This window comes from Roseibacterium elongatum DSM 19469, assembly GCF_000590925.1.
Classification (GTDB): domain Bacteria; phylum Pseudomonadota; class Alphaproteobacteria; order Rhodobacterales; family Rhodobacteraceae; genus Roseibacterium; species Roseibacterium elongatum.
In genome coordinates this window covers 2074170-2096613 of the sequence record NZ_CP004372.1, presented here as the reverse complement: position 1 = coordinate 2096613, position 22444 = coordinate 2074170, and the positions used below count along the sequence as shown (strand labels likewise).

The window sequence follows — 22444 nt, the reverse complement described above, 5'->3', positions numbered from 1 at the left end:
GCGAAAATCATTCAGTTCAATTCATGTCGACCCATCGCTATGGTGCCGCAAAACCGAGCTGACCGGACCATCACCGATGTTGAACTTCTCCTTGCCCGAAAGCCCCGCCCATGCCGCGTTGCGCGCCCTGGCGGCCGAGCGCATCCTGATCCTCGACGGGGCGATGGGCACCATGATCCAGACCCTGAACATGACCGAGGAGGATTTCACCGCGAACGGCCATATCCACGGCCCCGGCTGTCGCCATCACTATCACCCCGACCATCCGCAGATGGGCAACAACGACCTGCTCGTGCTGACCCAGCCGCAAGCGGTCGAGGACATCCAGGTCGAATTCGCTTTGGCCGGGGCGGATATTCTCGAGACGAACACGTTTTCGGCCACCACGATCGCCCAGGCCGATTACGGGCTGGAAGGGGCGGTGCATGACCTCAACCTGGCCGGCGCGCAGGTGGCGCGGCGGGCCGCCGAACGGGCGATGGCCGCCGATGGCCGCCCGCGCTTCGTCGCAGGTGCGGTCGGGCCGACGAACCGCACCGCCTCGATCAGCCCCGATGTGAACGACCCCGGCTATCGCGCCGTGACCTTCAATGACCTGCGTCTGGCCTATGGCCAGCAGATCGACGGGTTGATCGAGGGCGGCGCCGACCTGATCCTGATCGAGACGATCTTTGACACGCTCAACGCCAAGGCCGCGATCTTTGCCGCCTATGAAAGTTTTGCCAAGGCCGGCCGCCGCCTGCCGATCATGATCTCGGGGACGATCACCGACGCCTCGGGCCGCACCCTGTCGGGCCAGACGCCCACGGCCTTCTGGCATTCGGTGGCCCATGCGCGCCCGTTCACGGTCGGCCTGAACTGCGCGCTGGGGGCCGCCGCGATGCGCCCCCACATGGCCGAGATCGCGGGCGTCGCGACCTCGCTGACCTGCGCCTATCCCAATGCCGGGCTGCCCAACGCCTTTGGCGCCTATGACGAAACGCCCGACGAAACCGCGGCACAGGTCGCCGATTTCGCACGGGACGGGATCGTCAATGTCGTCGGCGGCTGCTGTGGCACGACCCCGGACCACATCCGGGCCATCGCCGATGCGGTGGCCGAATTTGCCCCCCGCAAGGTGACCGCATGACCCGCTATCTTCGGCTGTCGGGCCTCGAGCCCTTTGTCCTGACGCCTGACATTCCCTTCGTGAACGTGGGCGAGCGCACGAACGTGACCGGCTCGGCCCGCTTTCGCAAACTGATCGTCAACCGCGACTATGCCGCCGCGCTGAACGTCGCGCGCGACCAGGTCGAGAACGGCGCGCAGATCATCGATGTGAACATGGACGAGGGGCTGATCGATTCGACCGCCGCGATGGTCGAGTATCTCAATCTCATCGCCTCCGAGCCCGATATCGCCCGCGTGCCGATCATGATCGACAGCTCCAAATGGGAGGTGATCGAGGCCGGCCTGCAATGCGTTCAGGGCAAGCCGGTCGTGAACTCGATCAGCCTGAAGGAGGGCGAAGAGGCGTTTCGTCATCACGCCGGGCTGTGCATGGGCTATGGCGCGGCGGTGGTGGTGATGGCCTTTGACGAGCAGGGCCAGGCCGACACGTATGAGCGCAAGATCGAGATCTGCGCCCGCGCCTATCGCATCCTGGTGGACGAGATGGGCTTTCCGTCCGAGGACATCATCTTCGACCCGAATGTCTTTGCCGTCGCCACCGGCATCGAGGAGCATGACAATTACGGCGTCGATTTCACGAGGCGACCCGTTGGATCCGGCAGAACCTGCCGCATGCCCACGTGTCTGGTGGCGTGTCGAATTTGTCCTTCAGCTTTCGCGGCAACGAGCCGGTGCGCGAGGCGATGCATGCCGTCTTCCTTTACCACGCCATCAAGGCGGGCATGGACATGGGCATCGTCAATGCCGGGCAGCTGGCCGTCTATGACCAGATCGACCCCGAGCTGCGCGAGGCCTGCGAGGATGTTGTCCTCAATCGCCAGCCCAAGGCGGGCGGCACCGCGACCGAGCGCTTGCTGGACATCGCCGAGCGTTTTCGCGGCGGCAAGCGTGAGGAGAAGGTGCGCGACCTCGCCTGGCGCGACTGGCCGGTGGAAAAGCGGCTGGAACATGCGCTGGTCAACGGCATCACCGAGTTCATCGAGGAAGACACCGAGGCCGCCCGCGCCGCTGCCGAGCGTCCGCTGCATGTCATCGAAGGGCCCTTGATGGCCGGCATGAACGTGGTGGGCGACCTGTTCGGCGCGGGCAAGATGTTCTTGCCACAGGTGGTGAAATCGGCCCGCGTGATGAAACAGGCCGTCGCGGTCCTGCTGCCATACATGGAAGAGGAAAAGCGCCTGTCGGGCGGCGACGGGCGGCAATCGGCGGGCAAGGTGCTGATGGCCACCGTCAAGGGCGATGTCCACGACATCGGCAAGAACATCGTCGGTGTCGTTCTGGCCTGCAACAACTACGAGATCGTGGACCTTGGCGTGATGGTGCCGCCGCAGAAGATCCTGCAGGTCGCCCGAGAGGAGAACGTGGATATCATCGGCCTGTCGGGCCTGATCACGCCATCGCTGGATGAAATGGTGCATCTTGCCTCCGAGATGGAGCGCGAAGGCTTCGACATTCCGCTGTTGATCGGGGGCGCGACCACGTCCAAGGTGCATACCGCCGTCAAGATCGCGCCGCGTTATGCGCGCGGTCAGGCCGTCTATGTCACGGATGCCAGCCGCGCCGTGGGCGTGGTGGGCGCGCTGCTCAGCCCGACGCAGAAAGACGCCTATGTCGCCGGCATCCGGTCCGACTATGCCGACGTCGCCGAAAAGCACGAACGCGGTGAACGCGCCAAGCAACGTGTCCCGCTGGCCGCCGCGCGGGCCAATGCCCTCAGGCTGGACTGGGACGCCTACACCCCGCCCGCCCCGACCTTTACCGGCACGCGGGGTATCGAGGATTGGGATCTGGCCGAGATCGCCCGCTACATCGACTGGACGCCCTTTTTCCACACATGGGAAATGCGGGGCGTCTATCCAAAGATCCTCGAGGACGAAAAACAGGGCGAGGCGGCGCGCGCCCTCTTTGCCGACGCGCAGGACATGCTGAAACGCATCATCGACGAACGCTGGTTCACGCCGCGCGCCGTTCTGGGCTTTTGGCCCGCGAACGCGGTCGGCGACGATATCCGGCTGTTCACCGGGGCGGATCGGGCCGAGACGCTGGCCACATTTCATACGCTGCGCCAGCAAACCGCCAAACGCGGCGACCGCCGCAACCTCGCCCTGTCGGATTTCATGGCGCCCGAGGGCAAGGGGGCCGATCATGTCGGCGGCTTCGTCGTGACCGCGGGCCCCGAAGAGATCGAGATCGCCGAGCGGCTGGACAAGGCCAACGACAATTTCGGCGCGATCCTCGTCAAGGCGCTGGCCGACCGGATCGCCGAGGCGATGGCCGAGATGTTGCACCAACGCGTGCGGCGGGAGTTCTGGGGCTATGCGACGGACGAGGCGTTCGCGCCGCAGGATCTGATCGGCGAGCCCTATGCCGGGATCCGCCCTGCCCCGGGCTATCCGGCGCAACCCGACCACACCGAAAAGCAGACGCTGTTCCGGCTCCTTGATGCCGAGGCAACGACGGGCGTGCGCCTGACCGAAAGCATGGCGATGTGGCCCGGCTCGTCGGTCTCCGGCCTCTATATCGGCCACCCCGACAGCTACTATTTCGGCGTCGGCAAGGTCGAACGCGACCAGGTGGAAGATTACGCGCAGCGCAAGGGCATGGACGTGGACGAGGCCGAGCGCTGGCTTGCGCCCATTCTGAATTACACGCCCGGATCCTCGCCAGACCGCGCCGCGGCGTGACCGGGCGGGCTGCGCGTGGGGTGATCGCAGCGCCCGACGCCTCTCGCCGCGCTTGCGCGCAGGCGGGCGGGGCGTGGGCAGATCAATTTTCTGAATCCAGCGCAACCCCTCACCATGTCGAGACAAAATGCCAGCCGGTGCGTAAGTTTCCGTTTGCACTCGCCGCCCGATCCACACTGCCCGCGATGGTGCGCAGGCGTCCTTTCAGGGGCGTCTGGCTGAAAAGGGAACACGGTGCGCCCGATGGTCCGACCGACCGGGCAAATCCGTGGCTGCCCCCGCAACTGTGAGCGGCGAGCGAGACCGGAGAACGCCACTGGGCCCAAGGCCCGGGAAGGACCGGTCGAGCAACAACCCGCAAGCCAGGAGACCTGCCATCTGACATGTTGGACCGGGCGGGGTGCACCGGGGGGACTGGGGACGCCACCGCCGGACCAGGCGGTTTCGTCCGTTGGCCTGCCGCCCCGCCGATGATGAGAGGCGGCAAAAATGCGACACGTGACAATCCCCTTTCCCGATGGGCAGCGGATTTTTCGCCTTGCCTATTCCAGCCGCGCGGCCGCCGGGTTGCAACGCCGCGAGGTCGTCACCCTGGCCGCCCAGTCGGAAACGAAGAACCGTCGCAACGGGGTCTCGGGCGTGCTCATTTCCAGCAAAGACACGTTCCTGCAATGGCTCGAGGGGCCGGCCGACGATGTCTGCGCCCTTATGGCGCGCATCACGGCCGATCCGCGGCACCGGGACATCTCGGTCCTGAGTGCCGGTTGGATGCCGACGCGGCGTTTTCCCGGCTGGCCGATGCGTCTTGCCGAACCTCCGGTGCAGGATGACAGCCTGCCAGGGGCGGTCCTCGGGCCCCGTGGTGGGGCGTTGGATGTCGACCAGGCGATGATCGCCTTCGAGCATGCGGCCCATGGCCATCGGCGGCGGATGCGACGGGACTTGAACGGCGGGGGCACACCGGTCAGCCTGGCCGAGCAGTTGGTGCGTTGCGGGTCCGACAGCCTGCCCAACCTGCCGCCGCCGGCCAGAAAGGATCTGCGCACGCGGGCGCAACTTGTCGACGAGGTCTGCGCCGCCTTCGCGAAGGGCTGGCAGGACGAGGTCTGGTCCACGGCCGAGATCGCGGTCGGGTTGGGGCATCTGAACTGCCTTTGGCAGCGCCTCGGGCGCAGTCCTTTGCCGTTGCGCGATCAGGGGTCGGTTGCCATCGTCGTGCCGCCGGGCAACTTCGAAATCCTCGGCGCGGTGGTCAAGGCCGATCTGCTGCGCGCTGCGGGCATGTCCGTTCAACTCGTGCTGGAAGGCGATATCGAGGCGACACTGGCCACCCTGTCGCGCACAGATCCGGCGTCGATCGTCATTGCGGGCCCACGAGTCGGTCTGGCGAGCGACGCGGACCGGACGGCCGAGTTGGCCCACCGGATCAAGGCCCGTATCCCGGATCGTCCGGTCCATGTCGGTGGCCGCGCCGGTGGCGCGCTGTGCGACTGGCCCGCGCGGCTGGGGTTTCGGCGCGATGCGACGGGACCGCTTCCGGCAAGTGATGTCGAATGGCTGGCGCTCTCGGTCATGGCGTGGATGGCGCGCGATGGGCGGTCATTGGCCTGACAGCGGCGCGGCCCGCTTTCTCGGGCCTCGCGCGATCGTTCGGCGGGCCTTGGCGCGCAGCCGGCGGCGTCACCCCGCGCCCTTGCGGATCAGATAGGTGTCCATGATCCAGCCATGGCGCGCGCGCGCCGCGGCGCGGGTGGCGACGATGCGCGGCCCGGCCTCGGCCAGCGGCCCGGCCTCGAGCACCTGCTCGGGCATGCCCAGAAACCCACCCCACCAGATATGCAGCCCCTCGGGCGGCAGGCGCTGGAAACTGCAGTCCCCGTCCAGCATCACGGCGACGGTTTCGGCCCCCTCGGGCCAGCCATGATCGCGCAGGCGGCGGCCGGTGGTGACGGTCACCGCCCCGTTCACAGTGTTGAACGGGACGGCATGCGCTGCTGTCAGAGCCTGCAAGGCGGTGATCCCCGGGACGACGCGCAAGCGCGGCCTCGGCACCAGGCGATCCGCGATCCGCAGGGTCGAGTCGTACAGCCCCGGATCCCCCCAGACCAGCAGCGCAACAGGCCCCCGCGGCTGCGCTGCCGCCATGGTCGCGGCCCAGATCGCGGCGATCTCGTCATGCCAGCGCGCCACCCGCTCGGCATAGGGCAGGCTGTCATCGCGCAGGGGCATGTCGAACTCGGCCACCGGGGCGGTGCTGCCGCAGGCCGCAAGGATCTGATGGCGCAATTCGGCAAGGTCGGACTTTTCCGCCCCCTTGCGCGGCACCATCACCAACGCCGCGTCACGCAGCGCGGCCCGCCCTTCGAGGGTCAGGTGATCGGGGTTCCCGGTGCCGATGCCGACCAGCCATAGCTCAGTCATCGTGAAAGCTCTCGGCCAAGGGGCCATAGAAGATGAGGGCGGGCTTGTCGCCGGTGCCCTTGGCCAGTTGATCGGCCAGGGCCGCAAGGGTGCTGCGCGCATAGCGGGCCGCGGGCGATCCGACCGCCTCGGCCAGCATGGCCGGGGTGTCGGCGGCCAGGCCGCGCGCCATCACTGCCTGCGCAAGCAGGGGAAAGGTGCGCTTGCCCATGAAGACGACGGTGCAGGCCGTGGCATCGGCCAGCGCGTCGAGGTCCAGATCGGCGGGCAGTTGGCCCGAGGCGTCATGCCCGGTCACGAATTGCACCCGCCGCGCGCTCAGCCGCCTCGTCAGCGGGATGCCCGCCGCCGCCGCCGCCGCAAAGGGCGAGGCGACGCCGGGTATGATCTCGAAGGCGATCCCCGCCTCGCGCAAGGCCACCAGTTCCTCTTCCAACCGTCCGAACAGCCCGCTGTCGCCGGATTTCAGGCGCACGACCCGCCCCCCGGCGCGCGCGTAATCCACCAGCAGGCGGCTGACATGGTGCTGCTTGGGCGAGGGGCGGCCCGCGCGTTTCCCGACCCCCACAAGGTCGGTACTGGGCCGGGCATGCGAAAGGATCGGACCGGCCGACAGATCATCGTACAGGATCGCATCGGCGCGCTTTATCCGGTCCAGCGCCTTGAGGGTCAAAAGCTCGGGGTCGCCCGGCCCCGATCCCACGAAACTGACAAAGCCCGTCATCCGGCCTCTCCCGCGATCAGGTGAAAAAAGGTGCCGGTGGCATGGCCCCGCCGCGATCCCGTTTCGGGGACGGGATTGCCATCGGCATCGGTGACGCTGGCCAGCGGCGCGTCCGGCTGCTCGAGGATCGTCGAATAGTGGAACTCGTGCCCCTTGAGCGCCGCGCCGCTCCGGTGGCCGGGCATCGGCCCGTCAAGCACGGCGCGACGATAGCCGAGGTGGAACTTGCGACATTCGTAGGAGGTCACGAGGCCCAGCAACCCCGCCATCGCGTGACGGTGCCCGTCCTTGTCCACCAGGGCCTGCCCCATCGCCATGTAGCCCCCGCATTCACCATGGACCGGCCTGGTCCGGGCGTGCTGCCGCACCCCGTCCAGAAATCGCGTGGCCGCAGCCAGCCGACCGGCATGCAATTCGGGGTAGCCGCCGGGCAGCCAGACCAGATCGGCCGAGGGGTCGGGCGCCTCGTCGGCCAGGGGCGAAAACGGCAGGATCTCGGCCCCCGCCGCGCGCCAGCCCTGCACCAGATGCGGATAGGCAAAGGAAAACGCGGCATCCTGGGCCAGGGCGATCCGCTGTGCCGGGGGCGTTGGCAGCGCCCCTGCCCCCTTGGGCCCCGTCCCGCAGGCGACGGCACGGATCGCGGCCAGATCAACATGCGCGCGCAGAAAGGCGGCGTAGCCCGCGATCGCAGTCTCGAGGTCGGCATGCTCCACCGCCTGGACAAGGCCCAGATGCCGTTCGGGCAGCGCCAGATCGCCCCGCCTGGGCAGGGCGCCCAGAACCGGCAGGCCCGCGCGCGCCATCCCGAGGCGGGTCAAGCGCTCGTGCCGCGGGCTGGCCACCCGGTTCAGGATCACACCGGCAATCTGAACGTCCGGGTCGTAGCGGGCAAAGCCCAGCGCCGTGGCCGCTGCCGATTGCGCCTGCCCGCCCACGTCGAGGACAAGGATCACGGGCCAGCCCATCTTGCGCGCGATCTCGGCGCTGGCGCCGAACCCTGTCCGCCCGCGCGTCGCGACGCCATCGAACAGGCCCATGGCACCCTCGGCCACACACAGATCCGCCCCATGCGCCCTTGCCGCGATCGCGGACAAAAGGCCCTCGTCCATCGCCCAACTGTCGAGGTTGAACGAGGCCCGCCCGCAAGCCGCCCTGTGAAAGGCCGGGTCGATATAGTCGGGCCCGGATTTGAACGGTTGCACGCCGAACCCATCCTCGGCCAGGGCGCGCAGCAAGCCCAGCATCACGGTGGTCTTTCCCGTGCCCGAGGCCGGGGCCGACACCATCAGACCCGGGGGAAACGGCGGCACCGGCGCCTCAGTCATCGCCATCGCTCCAGCCGGCCCAGGGGCTGTCGGCCGATTGCGGGCGGTAGCGCCGGTCATAGTCGGGGGCGTAAAGCCGGCTTTCGGCGAAGCCCGTGGCCGCGATGGCCGGCCCGACAAGAATCAACGCGGTGCGCGAGATCCCCTCGGGCATCTCGTCGGCGATGCTGGCGAGGGTCGCGCGCACGATCCGCTCGTCCGGCCAGCTTGCCCGCCACACGACCGCGACCGGACAATCCGCACCGTAATGCGGCGTCAACTCGGCCACCACCCGGTCGAGATTCTGGATCGACAGGTGAATGGCCAGCGTCGCGCCGGTCGCGCCGAAGGCGGCCAGGGTCTCGCCCGCGGGCATGGAGGAGGCGCGGCCCTGCGTGCGGGTCAGGATCACCGACTGCGCCACCCCAGGCAGGGTCAATTCCGCCCCCAACGCGGCCGCAGCCGCGGCGAAAGAGGGCACACCGGGGGTGACCGAATAGGGAATGCCCATGGCGTCGAGCCGGCGGAGCTGCTCGCCCATCGCGGACCAGACCGACAGGTCGCCGGAATGCAGCCGCGCGACATCCTGCCCGGCGGCGTGGGCCGCCGCGATGTCGGCCATGATCGCATCGAGGTCCATCGAGGCCGTGTTCACGATACGCGCGCCATCGAGGCAATGGGCCAGCACCGCCTCGGGCACCAGAGACCCGGCATAAAGGCAAACGGGGCAGCGCGCGATCAGGTCGCGCCCCCGCAGCGTCAACAGATCGGCGGCACCGGGTCCGGCACCGATGAAATGCACGGTCATGTCTCGTCCCTTTCTGCCAGCGCGCAGGTCGCCATGCCATCGCCCGAGATCACGCGCGGCGCGATCAGCCGCGCACCGGGCCCGGCCGCGGCCAAAGCCGCCGCTTCGGCCAGGCTGCCCGTGCCGCGTGCCGCCTGCGACTGTGCGGACTGCGTCGCCGTCTCCTGCCCTGACAGGGTGGCGGCGTCAACCGGCTGGACGGGCAGGCCAACCGCCCGTGCAAAGCCGGAAAAGACCGCCGTCTGCGCCTTGTCCTCGGCGGTGGCGAGCATCGCAACCCGGCGGGCGCCGGCCGCCAGGGCCAGAGCCTGCGCCAGGCTTTCGCGCGTCGCCCCCCCGCGAAAGCCGAACCCGGCCACGATCACAGAACCACCCGCCATTGCACCACCGGATAGGCGGCCTTCCAGCCGCGCTTTGGCCCAAGGGGCGTGGCCTCGGCCAGATCGATGCGCAGCAGGTCGCCCCCAAGCCGCGCCGCCCATGTCGCCAGCAATGCCTCGGATTCCAGCGTCACCGCATGGGCCACCAGCCGGGTGCCCGGCGCCAGGCGCGCGGTCAGATCGTCTAGCAGCGCGCCCGACGCCCCACCGCCCACGAACACCGCCTGCGGGGACGCCAGCCCATCGAGGGCCGCGGGCGCCGCCCCCTCGACGACCTGCAGCCGGTCCACGCCCAAACGGTCGGCATTGCGGCGGATGCGCGCGGCCCGGTCGGGACGCGTTTCGATGCTGATGGCCTCGGTCGTGGGGTGCGCCAACAGCCATTCGATCGCGATCGACCCCGAACCGCCGCCGATATCCCACAAGGTCTCGAACGGGCGCGGGGCCAAGGCCGACATTGCAAGGGCGCGCATCGGACGTTTGGTGATCTGACCATCGGTCTCGAAAAACCTGTCGTCGATGCCGCTTGCTCCGGGCAGAACGGCCCCGTCGCCGGCTATCTCGACCGCTACGGCAACCGGATGGGCGAAGGCCGTGTCGGGCAGCGCCCTAGCCTGTGCCTTGGTGATCCGCTCTTGCGGGCCGCCAAGGGACTCCATCACCGTCAGGCGACTGTCGCCAAACCCCGCCCCGACCAGATAGCGCGCAAGCTCGGTCACGGCCGCGCCGTCGCGCAGCAGCACGACCGTGCGCTGGCCCGGCGCAAGCTGCGGCCGCAGGCGCGACAGCGGGGCGGCATGCAGGCCCAGGCACACCGTGCCCTGCAACGACCAGCCCAAACGCGCCGCCGCCAGCGAAAAGGCCGACGCGCCGGGCAAGGCGCGCCATTCACCCGGCGACAAATGGCGCGCGATCACCGCGCCCGCCCCGAACCAGAACGGATCGCCCGAGGCCAGCACCACCACCCGCCGACCGCGCAGCCCCAGCAGGATCGGCAGGCCATCGGCAAAGGGCACGGGCCATTCGATCCTGTCGCAGTCCAGATCCGGCAGCAGCGCCAGGTGGCGCGCGTGGCCCATCACCACCTCGGCCTCATCGAGCGCGCGACGGCTTGCAGGCGACAGCCCGTCCGGGCCATCTTCACCCAGACCGACAATGCTCAGCCACGGAGCCTCAGCCATGCCCGACAGCCTCTTGATCCTCGGCGGCACGACCGAGGCGACGGCATTGGCCCGCGCCGTGGCCGAACGCGGCATCGCCGGCACGGTGTCCTTTGCGGGGCGGGTGGAGCGGCCCCTGCGCCAGCCCCTGCCCCAGCGCGTGGGCGGGTTCGGCGGGATCGACGGGCTCGCGCACTATCTGGATGCGGCGCGCATCACCCACGTGATCGACGCGACGCACCCGTTCGCGGTGCAGATGAGCCGCAACGCCGTCGCGGCCTGCGCGCAGGCCGGTGTATCCCTGATCGCGCTGACGCGACCGCCCTGGCAGGCCCAGCCGGGGGACGATTGGCAGCATGTGCCCGACATCGCGGCGGCGGTGGCGGCGCTGGACCGGCCGCGCCTGAACGTCATGCTGGCGGTGGGGCGGATGCATCTGGCCGAGTTCGCCCCGAACCCGCAGCACCGCTATCTGCTGCGGCTTGTCGATCCGCCAAGCGGCCCCCTGCCCCTGCCCGAGGCCGAGGTCGTCGTCGATCGCGGCCCGTTCGACGCGGCCGCCGACCGCGCCCTGATGGAGCGCCATGGCATCGAGCTTGTGGTTTCGAAAAACGCCGGCGGCAGCGGTGCCTATGCCAAGATCGCCGCCGCGCGCGCGCTCCGGCTGCCGGTGCTGATGATCGACCGCCCGGTACCGCCCACGCGCCGCGAGGTTCATTCCATCAAGGCTGTGTTCGACTGGCTCGCTCATTCCGGCACGGACCTCGGCGTATAGACGAAGGGGGCCCCGTCGCGCGCGATGATGCGCGTCGCCGACGACCCGATCAGCACCACCGTGCGCATATCCGCCATCTCGGGGCTGGCCTCGGCCAGGCGCGCGACGCGGATCTCTTCCTCGGGGGTCGAGACCGCCCGCGCGAAGACCAGAACACGGGACGGGGCGCAGATCTGCCGCATCAGGTCCAGCGCATGCCCGAACCCGTCCGGCCGCGCCCTGGAGCGCGGATTGTAAAGCGCGATGGCGAAATCCGCCTCGAGCGCGAGACGCAGGCGCTTTTCGATCAGCGCCTGGGGTTTCAGGTTGTCGCTGAGGTTGATGGCACAGAAATCATGGCCAAGCGGCGCGCCGATATGCGCCGCCGCCGCCAGCATCGCCGTGATGCCCGGTAGAACCCGGATATCGAGATCGCGCCAGGCCTTCGGCCCCGCCTCGACCGCTTCGAACACTGCGGCCGCCATGGCAAAAACGCCGGGATCGCCGGAACTGACGACCACGACGTGACGCCCGGCCTCGGCCATTTGCAGGGCATGGGTGGCGCGGTCCAACTCCTCGCGGTTGTCGGTTTCGTGCCGCGTCAGGCCCGGGCGGGCCGGGACGCGGCGCACATAGGGGATGTAGCCGACCACATCCGTCGCCCGGGCCAGGGCTTGCGTGACCTCTGGCGTGACCAGCGCGGCATCGCCCGGCCCCAACCCCGCGATCACCAGCGAGCCGGTCATGGGCGCCGCCCCTGTCCGTGCACGATGACGATCGAGAAATAGGGCGCCGCGCGGTCGCCGGCCTGGGCCAGCGGCACGGCGGTTTCATCGGACATGCTGGCACATTCCACCAGCCACGCCCGGTCCAGCTTGCCCGCCGAGGCCAGCGCGGCCCGCACCTTGGACAGGTTGCGCCCGACCTTCATCACCACGATGGCGTCGGCATCGGCCATTCGGCGCGCAAGCTCTGCCTCGGGCATCGTGCCCAGAAGCACCGTCAGAACATCATCGCCCCAGGTCACGGGAATGCCGGTCGCCGTCCAGGCCGCCGACATGCCGGTGATCGCGGGCACGACCTGCACCGGCACGACATCCTTCAGCCGCGTGTAGAGATGCATGAACGATCCGTAAAAGAACGGATCGCCCTCGCACAGAACGACGACATCTTCCCCGGCGCGCGCAAGGTCGCGCAGATGCGCCGAGACATCGGCGTAGAACGCGGACAGGCAGGCCGCATAGGCCGGGTCGTCGAGCGGGATCTCGGTGGTGACAGGGTATTCCATGGCGAATTCGGTCGCGTCGGCGCGCAGCATGCCCGTGACGATCCCACGCGCACGCCCCGGTCGCCCGGCCTTGCGGAAATATGCGACATGGGCGGCCCCGCGCACGAGGCGGTCGGCGCGCACGCTCATCAGATCGGGGTCGCCGGGGCCCAGCCCGACACCGTATACCGTCCCGGCGCTCATTCGGCGCGGCTCGCGATGGCGTTGATGGCCGCCACGGTGATCGCGCTGCCGCCAAGGCGACCCTCGACGATCAGGCAGGGCGATGGCTGCGCCGTCCAAAGCGCCTCTTTCGATTCCGCCGCCCCCACAAAACCCACCGGGCAGCCGATGATCGCGGCCGGGCGTGGACAGTCGGGGTCTTCCAGCATTTCCAGCAGGTGGAACAGGGCCGTGGGCGCATTGCCGATGGCCACAAGGCTGCCGGCCAGATGCGGCCGCCACACCTCCAGCGCCGCCGCCGACCGCGTGGTGGCCAGGCGCGCGGCCAGCTCGGGCACGCCTGCGTCCTGCAGGGTACAGATCACCTCGTTTTCCGCAGGCAGGCGCTTGCGCGTCACGCCTTCGCTGACCATACGCGCGTCGCACAGGATGGGGGCGCCGCCCTCGAGCGCCGCGCGGGCCGCCGTGACCATCCCGGGCGAAAAGCGCACATGCGCCTCCAGCCCGACCATGCCCGCCGCATGGATCATGCGAACGGCGACCTGTTCCTCGTCGGCGTCGAAGCGCGCAAGATCGGCCTCGGCCCGGATGGTCGCAAAGCTTTCGGCGTAGATCGCCGCGCCGTCTGTTTCGTAGGTATAAGGCATGGGTCAACCGCCGATAAAGTCCGCCACCTGCCACGGGGCGATACCGCGGCGCACCGGGTCATCCCATGGCGCGCCGTTCGTGACAAGGTCAAAGCAACCCGCGCGCCCGACCAGGGTCAAATCCGTTGCCGCGGGCCGCGCGCAGCCTTTGGCGCAACCCGAGACATGCAGGCGTCGGCCCGCCGGCAGATGCGGCGCAAGCGCCTGGGCCATGGCGCGGGTTTCGACGCTGGCCTGGGGGCAACCGGGCGCGCCGGTGCAGGTGCCGATCCGCAGGCGCGGATCGGCCGGGTCGGTCACAAGGGTCTTGTGCGCCACCACCGCCGTGGCGTCGATGTCACCGGGCAGGAAAACCATGCGCCAGGGCGTGACACGCAGCACGCGGGCACCGCAATCGGCCAGGTCCGCGAGTTCCACCAGATCCGACGCCATCAACTGACCAAAGGCCGCGGCCACGAGCAGACCGCCCGGCACCGGGCCCGGCTGCGGGGGCGGCGCGGCACGGTTGGGCGACATCGCCCCCGCCAGATCCGCCGGCAGACGCGTGCCCGACGCAAGGTGTCGCGCCATGCCGCCCCCGGCCATCCGCGCCAACACCCCCCGAGGCGAGGAACCACCGCGCGAGGGCCAGCGCCAGCGCGGCCGCATCGTCTGTGTCACGCACCGGGCGGCCCGTGGCACAGCCGTCGGCGCGCACCAGGATGCCGGGCCCATGGCCCTCGATGCGGATGTCGCCGCTGACAGCCGCCAATCCGCGCACCGGCCCAGTATCGACGACAAAGCCGAATTTCGACGGCAGGCCCGCGAAATCCGCTGTGCGCAGGCCATCGGCAAGCGCCGCCACGATCCGGGTTTGCGGGTCGTCCGCACCGCCCGCCCTGAAGGGATCGGCGACGATATTCATCCGCCCCTCGGCCACGGGGTCGGCATCGAGCAGACCCAGCCGCCCGAGGGCCCCCAGCAGCGCGGCATGCTGCTCGGCCCGAACCCCGCGCAGTTGCAGGTTGGCCCGGTTCGTCAGGTCGATCAGCCCATTGCCAAAGCTGTCAGCGGCATCGGCAAGGCCGCGCGCCTGCTTTGGCGTGATCTCGCCCCTGGGCGGGCGCACCCGCACCACCAGACCATCGCCCGAGGCCATCGGCCGGTGTGCGCCGGGGCACCAGCCGCGGATGGCGGGCGCGCTCATGTTCCGGTCTCCAGCCTGGGCGATTGCGCGTCGGCCAGGATCGCTCTGCGGGGCGATGGCCCGTAACCGGCGGCTTGCAACTGGGAAAAGCGCGCGCGCATCGCGGCCAGCGCGGCGGCATTCGCCCCCTCGAGAAAATCGGTGACCTCCGGGTCGCCCAAAGTGGCATCCCAGAATAATTCGAACAGGTGCGGCCCGACAACGCCCGCCAGATGCGCAAAAGCGGCCATGTTTTCCAGCGTCGCGGCGATCTCGGCGGCCCCCTGAGCCCCGTGCCGGCGCATCCCCGCGATCCAGGCCGGGTTCGCGGCCCGCGCCTGCACCAGGCGGGCGATGTCCTCGGTCAGTGTCCGGGCGCGGGGGCGGGACGGGTCGGTCGTATCAAGATGGTAGAGCCGCGCCGAACCGCCGGTCAGGCCCTGCGCAGCAGCAAAGCCGCCCCCTTGGCTGGCGTAGTCAGGGGCAAGCAACAGGTCGGTTTCGGGCAGATCCTGAAGTTGGACGAAGGCATCAGCCTGCGCCACGCGCGCCTTCAGGCCGTCGAGGTCTTGACATTGCGTCTCGCCATCAAGCGCCCAACTCGAGGCCGCCAGCCAGGCCTCGCCCGCCGCGTGCCGGCCCTGCTCGGACAAATCGCCCAACAACGGCCCCATCAGCGGGTCGAACCTGCCCGGTGCGGGGCCATAGACACGCGGCGCGTCCCGGCCGGAATAGGGGGTCCAGTCGGGTGCCTCAGCACACTGGCTCAGCGCGCGGACCGCCTGCTGAAACAGCGCCGAAAGCGTTGGGAAGGCATCGCGGAACAGGCCCGAGACCCGCAGCGTCACATCGATACGCGGGCGGTCAAGCGCGGCAATGGGAATGATGTCGAGCCCCGAGACCCGCTCGGACCCGTCGTCCCAGACCGGCCGCACCCCCAAAAGCGCCAGCGCCATGGCAAACTCCTCGCCCGCCGTGCGCATCGTGGCCGCCCCTGCGAGATCGACGACCAGCGCCCGCGGCCATTCGCCGTTTTCCTGCCGATGGCGGCGGATCAGCTCTTCGGCCAGCGCCACACCATGCCGAAAGGCGGCGCGCGACGGCACGCTGCGCGGATCAGTGGTGTAGAGATTGCGCCCGGTCGGCAGCACATCCGCCCGGCCACGATAGGGCGAGCCAGACGGCCCGGAATCGATCCGCCGCCCCGATAGCGCGTCCAGCAGCGCCTGACGCTCGGCCTTGGCCGAGGCGGCGGTGTCGAACGGGCCTGCAACCGCCCGCGCGCGGCCCCAGACATGCAGCCCGTCCCCGAATTCGCTGTCCGTCACGTCGCGAACGAAGCGATTGATGCGAGCGATGGCTTCGGTTGGGCAAGAGGCTTCTGTGATCCCAATATCTTTTTCAATACCATGAGCTTGCGCCTCGTTGCGAATGTCGAACATGAACCGCTCACAGGTGCGCGGGTGCAATTCGTCGGCCCTCGGGACCTCGTTTAGCAACGCCTCGAGACGCGCCAAACGCGGCGGCGTGCCCGACGCCTTGAGAGGGGGCGGGACATGCCCGATGGTCACGGCCCCGATCCGCCGCTTGGCTTGCGCCGCCGCGCCGGGATCGTTGACGATGAAGGGGTAGATCACCGGCAGATCACCGATCAGCGCCTCGGGCCAGCAAGTCTCGGACAGGGCGACGGCCTTGCCCGCCAGCCATTCCAGCGCGCCATGCGTTCCGATATGCACGACCGCATCGGTCTGCGTGCGCAGCCAAAGGAAAAAGGCCACATAGGCATGGCGCGGCACCTGCGCGCCGGCCCGATCGTCGTTTTCGCACGGTGCCGGCGCGATCGGGTCCGGTTGCAGCAGGACCAGCGCATTGCCGCGCCGGACAGCGGCAAAGGCAAACCCCTCGGGCGTGGCATCCGGGTCTGCCTCGGGCGCGCCCCAGGCCGATTGAAGGTCGTCGCGCAATGCTTTGGGAAGTAGGGATAATGCGGCGCGATAGGTCGCCATCGGATAGGCGATGCGCCCGGTGCTCAGCGCCGTGTTCAGCGCGGCCCCCTCGGTGATGCGGTATCCGGTCTCGGACAGGTCGTCCAGGATCGCCTCGGCCGATGCCAGCGCGTCGAGCCCCGCCGCATGCGCCATGTTCCAGTCGCGCCCCGGACAGGTGGACAGAACCAGCGCCACACGCCGATCCGCGGGCGGTATGATCGACAGCCGATGCCAGGCCGCGACCCGGTCGGCAATCGCGTCCACGCGGCCCGCCTCGGGCATGTGGACATGACGCGAAAACTGCAGATGGGCATCGCGCGCACCCGGTTCCTTGAAGGACGCGACGCCGGCAAAGAGCCGCCCGTCCATCTCGGGCAGCACCACATGCATCGCCAGATCGGCCGGCGACAGGCCGCTTTCTGCTGCGGCCCAGGCCGCGCGGGTCGAGGTTGCCAGGGCAACCTGAAAGACCGGGACGCCGGCGGCATCCAGCGGCGAAGTCCCGCCCTCGTCCCGGCCGGAAAAAGAGGTGGCATTGACGATGGCAGCGGGACACAGGGCCCCGATCTGCCTGTCCAGCCACACCCGCGCCTCGGGCGCCTTGAGCGACGGGGCAAACAGGCCGAGCGCGCGAAAGCCGCGCGCGCGCAGCGCTGCGAACAGCGCCTCGATCGGCGCAAGGTCCGCCGCCACCAGGTAGGAGCGATAGAAGATCACCAGAACGAGGGGAGCGGTATCGTCGAACCGGGCGGGCGCCGGGCAGCTCACCCCGTCCTCGGGCGTCCAGGCGCCGACTTGCGGCAGCGTCTTGGCCCCCGGTACCGGCCCCGCATAAAGCCCCGCCGCAAGCGCCATCTGCGCCAGCGCCGCCTGTGCCGCCACCGCACCGCCGCTGTCGCAAAGCGACGCCAGCCGCCGCAACGTCGAGACCGGCACAGTCGAGACCGCGTCGAGCCGCGGATCGGGCCGCCCGTCGGCGGGCAGAACGGCCAGGGCGATCCCCTTCTGCCTGGCCAGCGCCTCGACCCTTTGCAGACCATAGGGCCAATAGGGCGCCCCCCCGATCAGGCGGATCAGGATGCCCTTCGCCCCCTGAAGCGTCTGCTCGACATAGGCATCGACCGAGCGCGGATGCTTGAGCGCCGCGATATTGGCCAGGCGCAGCGCGGGCATCCGCCCCTCGGGACCGCCCGCGCGGTGCCACCCCGCCGCGAAGGCTCCGAGGTCACTGTCGGAAAACGACAAGACCCCAGATCCGCGGGCGTCTGCCCCAGATCGGTCGGCGTTCCGGTTTCCTCGAGCCCGTGGCCGTCTCGGAAAATGACATGCATGCGAGCCTGTGCCTCGACTTACTCAGCGGCGTGTGCGTCGGGCACTAGGATACCCCGCATCGCAGCAGGGTCCACAGGGTTCGGCCCGGCGATCGTGATGCGGTGCCATGGCACGGGTGCCCGGGGCCTGTCACACTGGTGGCGCGCCCGCGCGATCGGTGTGCCCGGGTTCGACAACTCGGGACGGTCGAAGACCACAGTGGCGAAAACATCATGCCTGCGGTCGTGATGTTGGCGGCTGCGAGGGGCAGTCCCGTCACCAATGGGGCCCACGGCGCCTTGTCGGCCGCGCGTGCAGATCGGAAGCTCCACCTGTGATGCTGCGCGCGGCATGCGGTCTCCATCCTGTCAGGTCGACGCAGGCCCAAGGCGCGGAATGGCGGATTGGGCCCCCGGTCCGACACCGGGGCACCACGCCCGGTTTGAGTCTTCGCGCTGGCAGGTCCACCGGCTTGCGCATCTGAGGGGTGGCCTTGGCCAGTCGCCTGGCCTTGCCGTCCCCCGGCCCGGAACCAGTGGCTTGTGAACGCCCTCTCCGGTCACGGTCGCGGGGGCGGGCGCCTCGGGCCGCTGTGAAGCCCTGTCGCATTCCCATTCCACCCGTAAACCTGCAGGCACCAGCCCATCACGTATCGAAACAATACGTGACCTTGTCAATCCGGAGGCTCCGACATGAGCCATGACCACGCGGACCACGACCGTACATGGCCGCAACGCGGTGTCCTTGCAGCGGCCGCCCGGCCCATGTTCCTGCTTGCCGCGCTCTGGGCCGCCGGGGCGGTCGCCTTGTGGCAATGGGCGCCCGAGGTGATGGCCGGTCTGCCGGACCCGCTGTCGTGGCATATCCACGAGATGACCTTTGGCTTCGGCGGGGCGGCCATCGCCGGGTATCTGTGCAGTGCCGTCAGCAGCTGGACAGGCCGCGCCCCGATACAGGGGGCCCCGATCGCGGCGCTGGTCGTTTTGTGGTCGGGCGCGCGCGCGGGCCTTCTGGCGCCGGACGTGCCGGGGTGGATCGCCGCGCTTGCCTCGGCCGGGTTCTTCTGGCTTGTCGCAGCACTTCTGGCGCTCGAGGCGCGGCGCGCGGGCAAGGGGTGGCAACCCGTCTTCATGGCCGCGTCCGGTCTGGCGGGCGTCATTTCCGGCGCGTGGATCCTGGTAATGGAGGCCGGCGGTTTTCACCCGGCCTTTCCGGCCATCGCCGTGCTCGGCTTCGCCGCGATGCTGATCCATATCGGCGGACGCATGGTGCCGGCCTTCCTCGACTATGCCGCCCGTTCGGAGGGGCAGCCCGTGCGCGTGGTGCCGGCCCTGCCGCGTCGCCTGACGCTGGCCGCCGTCCTGGCGGCGGCGGCGCTTTTGGCTGGCGGCGCGATCTCTGCGGCCTCGGTCGCGCTTTTGGCCGGCGGCGTCCTGATGCTGGCCTATATCGCGACATGGCCACTGTCCGCCGCCCGCGATGACGTGCTGCTGGCCATCCTGACCCTTGCCTGCCTGTGGGTGCCGGTGGGCCTGATCCTGTGGGGGCTGTCGCTGCGCGGCATGGCCCTTGCCCCCGCCGAGGCACAACACGCCCTCGTGCTCGGTGCCATGGGCGGTCATTTTATGGGGCTGGCCGCACGGGTCTTTGCCCACCGAACCCCAATGGGCCTGAAGGCGCGCGGCGGCATTGCGCCGGTCTATCTGCTGATCCTGTGCGCCGTTCCGGCCCGCATGGCCGGCTTGATCGACCTGTCGGCCGTGTTGTGGTGCCTGGGCTGGCTGGGATTTGCCATGGTCATGACCCCGCATCTCAGCGGGCCATTGCCTCGCCCCGTTTTCAGCGGGTCACGCCGTCAAGGGTGATTGCGCGCCGCAGACGCTTCACTATGGTGGCGTCCGATGGTGGCAGACCGGCCCTAGGGCCCTACATGAACGCGCGCATGGCGGATCGGCACGGCCCTGGACGGGTCGAAGGTGCGATGCCTGACCGCCCGAAACCCCGATCGCCCGAGAGGAGGCACACCCGCATGACGGCAACGCTCAGACCGCCCCCCCGCCAGCCCCTGCCTCGGCGTGTGCGTGATCGATGACACGGGACGCGCCTGCATAGGCTGCGCCCGCACGCTGGACGAAATCGCCATATGGGGCCGCGCCAGCGACGCCGAACGTGCTGCGGTTTGGGCTGCTCTGCCGCGGCGTGCGGCCGAGATGGGCCTGACGGTCCGACGGCTTCACTGGCAGGGCGATGAGCTGCTGGACGAGGTCGAGGCCCGTTTTGCAAGCGCCTCGGGCAGTTTCGTGGCAGGTGTCCATGGCGCGGCGGCCGAGGTTCTGCGCGCCCCGGACGAAGCCTTCGAGGCGCAGCGAAACGGCGCTGTCCTGACCCTCAGAACAGGCCGGGCGGCCCTGCGCCTCGAGGCGGCGGTTTACCTCACCGCCTTCGAAATCCAGCGCGCGGACGGCGCGCCACTGATCGCGTTGGCCGTGCCATCGGGCCGCGCGCGGCTGGCCGCCGCCCACGCCCTGACCGATCTGGGGCCGGACGACGACAACCTGCTGGCGCGCGATGCCGGGGGGCATCGCTTCGATGTCGGGCTGGGCCGGCGCGCGGCGCGCTTCACGTTGCGCTGCCCCGATGACCTGGCCCGGGCCATCGCGCCCCATTGCGGCACGCCCTGGCCGGACTGCATGGGCCGGATCGACGCCGCCGTTCTGGCGGCAAGCCCCGTGCGCGTGGTCGAGGCCCCCTGCCTGCGCGCCGAGGTCGATACCGAGATGACCCCGCCGGGCGGCACGCCGCCCGATGGGCCGCATACCCGGCTGACACCCGATGACATCGCGCAGGGGGTCGACACGCCGCCATCCGTGCCCTTGCCCGAGGATTACGCGCTGTCGGCCTTGTTCTATCCCGCCTGATCCGGTGCCTCGCGCGTTGATGATCCAGGGAACCGGCAGCAATGTCGGCAAGTCCCTGCTGGTCGCGGGGCTGTGCCGCGCGGCACGGCGGCGCGGCCTGTCGGTTGCACCGTTCAAACCGCAGAACATGTCGAACAATGCCGCCGTGACCGCCGATGGCGGTGAGATCGGGCGTGCGCAGGCGCTGCAGGCCATGGCCGCGGGGCTGCCGCTTCAGACGGACATGAACCCGGTGCTTCTGAAACCCGAAACCGATATCGGCGCGCAGGTGATCGTGCAGGGCCGGCGCGTGACGACCTCCATGGCCCGCGACTACCAGGCCATGAAAGGGCAGTTGTTGGCCCGCGTGCTGGAGAGTTTCCAGCGCCTGAAGGCAGCCCATGACCTTGTGTTGGTCGAAGGGGCCGGCAGCCCGGCCGAGGTCAACCTGCGGGCCGGCGATATCGCCAACATGGGCTTTGCCCGCGCCGCCGATGTGCCGGTGATCCTGGCCGGAGATATCGACCGTGGCGGCGTGATCGCCCAGATCGTTGGAACACAGGCCGTGATCGACCCGGCGGACGCCGCGATGGTCGCGGGGTTTTTGATCAACCGGTTTCGCGGCGATATCAGCCTGTTCGACGATGGATATGACTATATCGAAAAGACGACCGACTGGCCGGGTTATGGCGTGTGCCCCTATTTCGCCGATGCCTGGAAACTGCCGGCCGAGGACGCTGTCGACCTGTCCAGCCCGCGTCGCGACAGCGGGCTGCATGTGGTCTGCCTGACGCTCAGCCGGATCGCCAATTTCGACGATCTCGATCCGCTGGCACAGGAACCCGGCGTACGGCTAACCATGCTGGGCCCCGGGCGCGCCGTTCCGGGCGATGCCGATCTGGTGATCCTGCCCGGCACGAAATCGACGCGGGGCGATCTGGCCTTTCTCAGGGCGCAGGGATGGGATGTGGATCTGGCCGCCCATATCCGCCGCGGGGGGCGGGTTCTGGGCATCTGCGGCGGCTACCAGATGCTGGAGCGCCGCATCGCCGATCCCCATGGCATCGAGGGGTCGGCCGGCACCGATCCGGGCCTTGGCCTGCTGGATGTCAGCACCGTGATGACGCCCGAGAAACGCCTGACCGAGGTCACGGCGATCCATGCCCCGACCGCCGCGCCGTTTCACGGCTACGAGATCCTATCGGCCAGACCGATGGCCCAGACCGCGCCCGGCCGTTTGCCCATGTCGACGGCGCGGCCGAAGGCGCGATCAGCGCCTCGGGACGAATCTCGGGCAGCTACCTGCACGGCATGTTTCGCGACGATGGGTTCCGCGCCACCTATCTGGCAGAATTTGGCCTGACGTCGTCGCAATCGCGCTACGATGCCGGGGTCGAGGCGACACTGGACGACTTGGCCACGCATCTGGAAACGCATCTCGATGTCGAGGGTCTGTTGGCCGCCGCGCGATAGACCGTGCCGCTGTTCATCCGCACACAGGCCCTGTGTTTACACATTGGATTTCCAAACCATTCCCCGGCAACAGATAAGCGTCATCACGAACCACCACCCTCAACC

At 69.2% G+C, this 22444-nt stretch carries 16 protein-coding genes, 4 pseudogenes and 2 riboswitches; of the genes and pseudogenes, 8 read left to right on the top strand and 12 right to left on the bottom strand.

Translation table 11 applies throughout. The features are described 5' to 3' along the window. Nucleotides 1–76 precede the first annotated feature (76 nt). The 3 genes and pseudogenes from ROSELON_RS10195 (at nt 77) to ROSELON_RS17510 (ending at nt 5465) form a co-directional block, all read left to right on the top strand. Complete coding sequence (locus tag ROSELON_RS10195) at nt 77–1129, top strand: homocysteine S-methyltransferase family protein (RefSeq protein ID WP_025312299.1); 1053 nt, start codon at nt 77–79, stop codon at nt 1127–1129. Then, nucleotides 1126–3854: pseudogene (metH, locus tag ROSELON_RS10190) on the top strand (methionine synthase). Before ROSELON_RS10195 ends, metH begins: the two are co-directional and overlap by 4 nt. A 169-nt stretch (nt 3855–4023) precedes the next feature. Then, a riboswitch (cobalamin riboswitch) is annotated at nt 4024–4247 on the top strand. A gap of 96 nt (nt 4248–4343) precedes the next feature. Further along, nucleotides 4344–5465, top strand: coding sequence for a BLUF domain-containing protein (locus tag ROSELON_RS17510; RefSeq protein ID WP_025312297.1), 1122 nt, complete (start codon nt 4344–4346; stop codon nt 5463–5465). A 69-nt stretch (nt 5466–5534) separates the two neighbouring features. Here ROSELON_RS17510 and cobF read toward each other — a convergent pair whose 3' ends face one another. The 6 genes from cobF to ROSELON_RS10155 are packed head-to-tail and all read right to left on the bottom strand — an operon-like array spanning nt 5535 to nt 10675. Beyond that, nucleotides 5535–6275, bottom strand: a complete 741-nt coding sequence (cobF, locus tag ROSELON_RS10180) for a precorrin-6A synthase (deacetylating) (RefSeq protein WP_025312296.1) — start codon at nt 6273–6275, stop codon at nt 5535–5537. Next, complete coding sequence (gene cobA, locus ROSELON_RS10175) at nt 6268–6999, bottom strand: uroporphyrinogen-III C-methyltransferase (RefSeq protein WP_025312295.1); 732 nt, start codon at nt 6997–6999, stop codon at nt 6268–6270. Before cobA ends, cobF begins: the two co-directional genes overlap by 8 nt. Beyond that, a complete protein-coding gene (locus ROSELON_RS10170; RefSeq protein ID WP_025312294.1) occupies nt 6996–8327 on the bottom strand; it encodes a cobyrinate a,c-diamide synthase in 1332 nt (443 codons plus the stop codon). The genes cobA and ROSELON_RS10170 overlap by 4 nt, the downstream gene beginning before the upstream one ends. After that, nucleotides 8320–9114: a precorrin-4 C(11)-methyltransferase gene (gene cobM / locus ROSELON_RS10165; RefSeq protein WP_025312293.1), complete on the bottom strand. Its 795-nt coding sequence runs from the start codon at nt 9112–9114 to the stop codon at nt 8320–8322. The genes ROSELON_RS10170 and cobM overlap by 8 nt, the downstream gene beginning before the upstream one ends. Beyond that, the gene (locus tag ROSELON_RS10160) at nt 9111–9479 is read right to left on the bottom strand and encodes a cobalamin biosynthesis protein (protein WP_025312292.1); all 369 of its coding nucleotides are present in this window, start codon (nt 9477–9479) and stop codon (nt 9111–9113) included. Before ROSELON_RS10160 ends, cobM begins: the two co-directional genes overlap by 4 nt. Continuing rightward, nucleotides 9476–10675, bottom strand: a complete 1200-nt coding sequence (locus tag ROSELON_RS10155) for a bifunctional cobalt-precorrin-7 (C(5))-methyltransferase/cobalt-precorrin-6B (C(15))-methyltransferase (protein ID WP_025312291.1) — start codon at nt 10673–10675, stop codon at nt 9476–9478. The genes ROSELON_RS10160 and ROSELON_RS10155 overlap by 4 nt, the downstream gene beginning before the upstream one ends. Here ROSELON_RS10155 and ROSELON_RS10150 point away from each other — a divergent pair. Further along, entirely contained in the window at nt 10674–11429 is a 756-nt protein-coding gene (locus ROSELON_RS10150) for a cobalt-precorrin-6A reductase (protein ID WP_025312290.1), read from the top strand. The genes ROSELON_RS10155 and ROSELON_RS10150 overlap by 2 nt on opposite strands. On the opposite strand, the gene cobJ is transcribed toward ROSELON_RS10150, so the two are convergent. The 6 genes and pseudogenes from cobJ to cobN all read right to left on the bottom strand — a co-directional run bounded on the left by cobJ (nt 11402) and on the right by cobN (nt 17989). Further along, nucleotides 11402–12154, bottom strand: a complete 753-nt coding sequence (cobJ, locus tag ROSELON_RS10145) for a precorrin-3B C(17)-methyltransferase (RefSeq protein WP_025312289.1) — start codon at nt 12152–12154, stop codon at nt 11402–11404. The two genes, ROSELON_RS10150 and cobJ, sit on opposite strands and share 28 nt — an antisense overlap. Continuing rightward, on the bottom strand, nt 12151–12879 hold the full coding sequence (locus ROSELON_RS10140) for a precorrin-2 C(20)-methyltransferase (protein ID WP_025312288.1): 729 nt from the start codon (nt 12877–12879) through the stop codon (nt 12151–12153). The genes cobJ and ROSELON_RS10140 overlap by 4 nt, the downstream gene beginning before the upstream one ends. Next, the gene (locus ROSELON_RS10135) at nt 12876–13505 is read right to left on the bottom strand and encodes a precorrin-8X methylmutase (protein ID WP_025312287.1); all 630 of its coding nucleotides are present in this window, start codon (nt 13503–13505) and stop codon (nt 12876–12878) included. Before ROSELON_RS10135 ends, ROSELON_RS10140 begins: the two co-directional genes overlap by 4 nt. A gap of 3 nt (nt 13506–13508) precedes the next feature. Beyond that, nucleotides 13509–13862, bottom strand: coding sequence for a hypothetical protein (locus ROSELON_RS18735; protein ID WP_051508396.1), 354 nt, complete (start codon nt 13860–13862; stop codon nt 13509–13511). Next, entirely contained in the window at nt 13843–14691 is an 849-nt protein-coding gene (locus tag ROSELON_RS10130; protein WP_245605323.1) for a hypothetical protein, read from the bottom strand. The genes ROSELON_RS18735 and ROSELON_RS10130 overlap by 20 nt, the downstream gene beginning before the upstream one ends. Continuing rightward, nucleotides 14688–17989 (bottom strand): annotated as a pseudogene (cobN, locus tag ROSELON_RS10125) (cobaltochelatase subunit CobN). The gene ROSELON_RS10130 and the pseudogene cobN overlap by 4 nt, the downstream one beginning before the upstream one ends. 420 nt (nt 17990–18409) lie before the next feature. Next, a riboswitch (cobalamin riboswitch) is annotated at nt 18410–18626 on the bottom strand. 35 nt (nt 18627–18661) lie between these two features. Here cobN and ROSELON_RS10120 point away from each other — a divergent pair. The 4 genes and pseudogenes from ROSELON_RS10120 (at nt 18662) to ROSELON_RS10110 (ending at nt 22339) form a co-directional block, all read left to right on the top strand. After that, nucleotides 18662–19834, top strand: a complete 1173-nt coding sequence (locus ROSELON_RS10120; protein WP_025312286.1) for an NnrS family protein — start codon at nt 18662–18664, stop codon at nt 19832–19834. Between the two features lie 207 nt (nt 19835–20041). Next, a pseudogene (locus ROSELON_RS19195) lies at nt 20042–20158 on the top strand (DUF1289 domain-containing protein); the annotation flags it as partial. Nucleotides 20159–20179: 21 nt separating this feature from the next. Next, a complete protein-coding gene (locus ROSELON_RS10115) occupies nt 20180–20887 on the top strand; it encodes a DUF6925 family protein (protein WP_407059682.1) in 708 nt (235 codons plus the stop codon). 4 nt (nt 20888–20891) lie between these two features. Further along, nucleotides 20892–22339, top strand: a pseudogene (locus ROSELON_RS10110) (cobyric acid synthase). Nucleotides 22340–22444: the final 105 nt, after the last annotated feature.

What these genes read in the sequence shown, in the direction of transcription:
- ROSELON_RS10195 (WP_025312299.1), top strand. Translation starts at nt 77, where the DNA reads ATGTTGAACTTCTCCTTGCCCGAAAGCCCCGCCCATGCCGCGTTGCGC.
- ROSELON_RS17510 (WP_025312297.1), top strand. Translation starts at nt 4,344, where the DNA reads ATGCGACACGTGACAATCCCCTTTCCCGATGGGCAGCGGATTTTTCGC.
- cobF (WP_025312296.1), bottom strand. Translation starts at nt 6,275, where the DNA reads ATGACTGAGCTATGGCTGGTCGGCATCGGCACCGGGAACCCCGATCAC.
- cobA (WP_025312295.1), bottom strand. Translation starts at nt 6,999, where the DNA reads ATGACGGGCTTTGTCAGTTTCGTGGGATCGGGGCCGGGCGACCCCGAG.
- ROSELON_RS10170 (WP_025312294.1), bottom strand. Translation starts at nt 8,327, where the DNA reads ATGACTGAGGCGCCGGTGCCGCCGTTTCCCCCGGGTCTGATGGTGTCG.
- cobM (WP_025312293.1), bottom strand. Translation starts at nt 9,114, where the DNA reads ATGACCGTGCATTTCATCGGTGCCGGACCCGGTGCCGCCGATCTGTTG.
- ROSELON_RS10150 (WP_025312290.1), top strand. Translation starts at nt 10,674, where the DNA reads ATGCCCGACAGCCTCTTGATCCTCGGCGGCACGACCGAGGCGACGGCA.
- ROSELON_RS10155 (WP_025312291.1), bottom strand. Translation starts at nt 10,675, where the DNA reads ATGGCTGAGGCTCCGTGGCTGAGCATTGTCGGTCTGGGTGAAGATGGC.
- cobJ (WP_025312289.1), bottom strand. Translation starts at nt 12,154, where the DNA reads ATGACCGGCTCGCTGGTGATCGCGGGGTTGGGGCCGGGCGATGCCGCG.
- ROSELON_RS10140 (WP_025312288.1), bottom strand. Translation starts at nt 12,879, where the DNA reads ATGAGCGCCGGGACGGTATACGGTGTCGGGCTGGGCCCCGGCGACCCC.
- ROSELON_RS10135 (WP_025312287.1), bottom strand. Translation starts at nt 13,505, where the DNA reads ATGCCTTATACCTACGAAACAGACGGCGCGGCGATCTACGCCGAAAGC.
- ROSELON_RS18735 (WP_051508396.1), bottom strand. Translation starts at nt 13,862, where the DNA reads ATGGTTTTCCTGCCCGGTGACATCGACGCCACGGCGGTGGTGGCGCAC.
- ROSELON_RS10130 (WP_245605323.1), bottom strand. Translation starts at nt 14,691, where the DNA reads ATGAGCGCGCCCGCCATCCGCGGCTGGTGCCCCGGCGCACACCGGCCG.
- ROSELON_RS10120 (WP_025312286.1), top strand. Translation starts at nt 18,662, where the DNA reads ATGAGCCATGACCACGCGGACCACGACCGTACATGGCCGCAACGCGGT.
- ROSELON_RS10115 (WP_407059682.1), top strand. Translation starts at nt 20,180, where the DNA reads ATGGGCCTGACGGTCCGACGGCTTCACTGGCAGGGCGATGAGCTGCTG.